Source organism: Bacillus sp. 05T31 (assembly GCF_056396725.1).
The window spans coordinates 1-4648 of record NZ_JBFTMA010000310.1; the positions used below are offsets into that span (position 1 = coordinate 1).

A 4648-nucleotide genomic window follows, 5' to 3' on the forward strand; every position below is an offset into this window, starting at 1 on the left:
GGGTATATCCCCCCGCTACCTAATACAGGCTCTAGCATAATCGCAATTGGATTTTCTTTAACAATTGTTTCTTCTAATTCCTCTATATTCTCGCGCTCTACTTCATATACAGGAATCGATGTTTTAGGGAAATTTTGATATACACTTACTTGTCTCGTAAAATGAAGTGCCCCTAACGTACGCCCGTGGAAGCTATTCTTCAGCACTACGATTCCTTCACGTTCCTCATGCGTATTAGCTCTATATTTATCAATTAATTTCAACGTTGTTTCTGTCGCTTCCGTACCAGAGTTTGTAAAAAAGACTTTTCCATTTTTTAAAGAGCAATCAACTAATTTCTTTGCATACTCAATCGCAACTGGGTTTAAAAAATGAAATGGGAGATGCAGAGATTTCGTAACTTGTTCCATTGTCGTTTGCACGATTTTCGGGTGATTATACCCTAATACGTTTACTCCGACACCAGAAAATAAATCTACATACTCTTTACCATCCACATCATAAAGCTTGCACCCTTCTCCTCTTTCTATTGCAACCTTCGTACGACAATACGTAGGCATCATATATTCTTTATCTAATTGAAACCAATCCGACATTTTAAATTCCTCCTAGTTATTTTCCCTGTTTTTCATGTTCATTATCTATAAAGTCATTTTTAAATTAATTTTAAGATTGAAATTTTAATAGTGGTTCTCTTCCACCTTTTTACTAAAACGTGTTATTTCTCTTCCCGATATTCATTTTTCCATAATTTCTTCTATTTCAACAGGTCCACTACATGCGCATTTTTTTCATCTAGCGGTCTGTTACCATTTTGGACTTTGCGTGTCATACATAATCAACGCTATAAACTCATATTTAGTAACAATGGACAAAAAAGATTTGGAGGCTATATCGATGAATGAAAAATATGATAAACAGAGGCAATCTTTATTAGGAGAAGACTTAAATAAAAATCGAGAACTTAATGAACCAGCTAAACTTCACTCTCAAACAGTTGGTTCACGTGGACCTGTTTTAAAGCAAGATAGTGTACTGCACGAGACGTTACAAGAGTTTATTCACGAAAAAATTGTAGAAAGACCTGTTCATGTAAAAGGTTACGGTGCATTCGGTTATTTCCAAACGATATATCCGATGTCTGAACATACAAAACTGAGCTTTTTACAACATTCAAATGAGAAGGTTCCTGTTATGGTACGGTTTTCATTAGCTGTTAGTACGAAAGGAACACCTGATACTTCTAGAAATGTACGTGGTTTTTCTACAAAATTTTATACAAAAGAAGGTGTTTTTGATCTTTTATGTAATCATCTTCCTGTCTTCTCTGTTCGTGATCCGATGCGATTCCCTGAAACGATTAAAGCGTTGTTGCCTTCACCTAAAAATAACTTAATAGACCCTAATAGATTTTGGCGTTTTGTTGCTAGAGCACCCGAATCCATTCACTTTGTTGTCCGTTTATACTCTGATGCTGGTACGGCAAAAAGTCTTCGCCACATCCCAGGACATAGTGTAAATACATATGTTTGGAGAAATGCTCAAGGTTATCGAAAGTATGTAAAGTATCATTGGTATCCATTTGAAGGTGTACAATTCATTACTGGTGAGGAAGCAAATAAACTGGCCGCCGAAAATCCTGATTATAGCGGGAAAGATTTATACGATGCAATTGAGGCTGGTAAAGCAGTGGAATATGGTTTATATGTCCAGCTCATGGATCCTAAAGATGAAACACACCTTTCTTATGACCCTTTAGATGATACAAAAGTATGGGATGAAAAGGAGTATCCTCTTATACCAGTTGGCAAAATGGTATTAAATAAAAATCCTGAAAACTATAAAGAACAAGTAGAAAAAGTCGCATTCTCCCCTTCTAATTTACTAGACGGTGCAGAACTATCAGAYGATAAAATGCTGCAAGGGCGTGCTAACATTTATAGTGATTCTCAAAGAAGAAGAATTGGACCTGAATTTCGTAAAATAGCGATCAACCAACAGCAAGATTGGACACCTGCTAATCAAGCAACTAGCGGTGACGGAAGATACGTTGAAGGCACACTTGAAAGAACTTCTATAACTAAGCAAGATGACTTTGGGCAGGCTGGTGAATTTTATGAAAAGTTAACACAAATAGAGAAAGAACACCTTGTTGAAAATTTAGCTAGTGATTTGAACGTTATATCCGATGATATTAGGAAGATAGTTTTGGGGTATTTCGATCAAGTATCAACTGATTTGAAAACAAGCATTGGGACAAAAATGAAAGAGCATTAAGAAGATTAAAACATGCTTTACGAATGAGAATTCAAATCTATATTAATTATTTTCTTGTCAAAATCCAATGAGGTTATATAATTTAAAAATATAAAACCAATATACCCCTGTTCTAATTATAGAACAGGGGTATATTGAAGTAGTTTAATGTTTAACATTAAATACTTTATTTAACTAAAAAATGCGATAAGTAGCCTTTCAAAACAAACTATAGTAAATTATTTTACTTGCACTGTATAATTCCCTGTTCCACCGCCATACTTATATACACTTAAGTAATATTTCCCTGGCTTCGCATTATAATTTCCAAGCAATTTGTTTCCATCACGTTTTGTTGCATAAGTTACATAATTATCTAAATCTGATTCAGAATATAACACCCAGTTCAATCCAATGTTTTGTTCGTTCGTAACGGTAATTTGTAAATCTTTTGGATCCTTTACATCGATAACAAATCTATCCCCCTGATCTTGATCGCTTAAGTTTCCTCTTAATAAAGTGTTCAAAGATAGTGGATTCGCTGTATCAAATGAATTATTCGGTTCTTTTTCTACAGCCGTATCTTCTTCCGTATTCAGCCCGCTAAGTACAACATCATATTCAAATTGTCCAGCATTATTAACACGGTAATTTACAAAATAAGCAGTCAATGTTTTATATCCCGTCCACTCTTTTCCTGAAAGACGTTTCAACATATCATTTGTTGCTTCATTCATCACTTTCCAGTCCTCAATTTCTCCTTTTGCCGCACTTCCTGTATATGTCCCCTGTAGTGTAAATGTATTAAAGAATTGTGATTTGTTTTTTGTTACCTTCACATCTTTTAACTTTGCTTCATTTGTAATCTCTGACGTAACATCCGAAAGCGATTTTGGATCATGCTGGGTTAAATACTCATCTGATACTTGTGGAATTGTATACTTATCACGATTATCAATAAGCATTTGCATATAAGATTGATAGTCTTCATTTAATTTATTATCTTTGCTTAATGCAGAACGGTATGCATCGTAACTAGAAACATCATATGCACGAATTAAATCATGCACTTTATCGAACATTTCAGGACGTTTATTATACATATATGATTGCAATGCAAACGAATAGTTATAAAAATCCCACGTTCCATATTTCGCATTTAATGTTTGTGCTGCTGTATAACGTTTCGCAGGATCATAAGATAATCCACCAATTATACTTTTTCGTGGTACTACACTATCTAATCGCGTTGAACCCGCAAAGAACTCTGCATTCCCTTCTTCAAACCATGTTAAACGTTCATTTTGATACATTTCTCCTTGGCCCCATAATCCCTGAACCTCGTATCTTCCTTGTAAGTAGTGCGTAAATTCATGGCGGAACAATTCTTCCAAACTATAAATACTTTGCTCTGGTGTACGTTCATATGTAAAGAACGTTCCGCTTCCTTCAATGTACATTCCACCATTATTCGTTTCATATCCATACAATTGACGATTAAATTGATATTCATCTGGACTATTATAAATAACCATCGTTAGCACATCATCAGCATGTCCACTTTCAAGTGGTTTATCACTACCAACTGTACGATAAAATTGAGAGCGTACTTCTTTTGCCGCCCAGTATAGTCGCTTAATTTTCTCTTCACTAACTTTATCACCTGCTTTAAAGACAATTGCTCCATCATCAAACGTATATGTTTTCGGTAAATATTTCTTTTTACCATCGTCTCGAATTTGATCTAAATTTATTGTTTTTCCGTTCGCATCTACTCCTCCGTAATTTGTAGTAATTTGTTCTGCCGCAACAAAATATTGCTCTCCTAAATATGGATAAATTCGCATTGCGTCTGTAACAACTTGTTGTCCTTTTGTCGGCGTACTATGAAGCTTGCCTAGTCGGCCAGCATAGTAAATTCCGTTATTAATTAACCATCCATTTTTATCTGATACAGTACCAATTAGTGCGAAACGATTTACTTCATTAATAAAGTTATCGATATTTCGATACCACATCGTATCTTTCGGCTCTTTTCCAGTCGTGTACATATCCGTCTGAATATCAAAGTCAATTCCCTTCATCAACTCATATATAGCGTCTCCTTTTGTTCGGTCTTCAATGAAAGTTGCAAGATTATCGTTATATTGTTTAAAAATTTCACCGGCATATAAAACCGTTTCAACATCAGCCGATGCATTTCCAATTAATTTTCCGTATGATGAAATAACTTTATTTTGTTCTGATGTACCAAGTTTGAAATTCGGATTTTTTGCAATTGTTTTTAAAGCCGGTAAACATTTATCATGGTAGCTACGCTCATTTAATTTGCTTAATTCATCATGGTAAAAACCTAAATAAAATGCTGCACGTAGAGCTTCTACTAATGTTT

3 protein-coding genes are annotated in these 4648 nt (G+C 34.8%); 1 reads left to right on the top strand and 2 read right to left on the bottom strand.

Annotated elements, in window-relative coordinates; all coding sequences use genetic code 11:
• A partial coding sequence (locus AC1DJR_RS17800; protein WP_477003151.1) for an aminotransferase class III-fold pyridoxal phosphate-dependent enzyme occupies positions 1–596 on the bottom strand: 596 nt, incomplete at its 3' end.
• Positions 597–897: 301 nt separating this feature from the next.
• Between AC1DJR_RS17800 and AC1DJR_RS17805 the strand changes: the two genes are divergently transcribed.
• Positions 898–2277: a catalase gene (locus AC1DJR_RS17805; protein WP_429688552.1), complete on the top strand. Its 1380-nt coding sequence runs from the start codon at positions 898–900 to the stop codon at positions 2275–2277.
• 218 nt (positions 2278–2495) lie between these two features.
• Here AC1DJR_RS17805 and AC1DJR_RS17810 read toward each other — a convergent pair.
• Positions 2496–4648: collagenase (locus tag AC1DJR_RS17810; protein ID WP_477003152.1), on the bottom strand; the 2153-nt coding region annotated here is incomplete at its 5' end.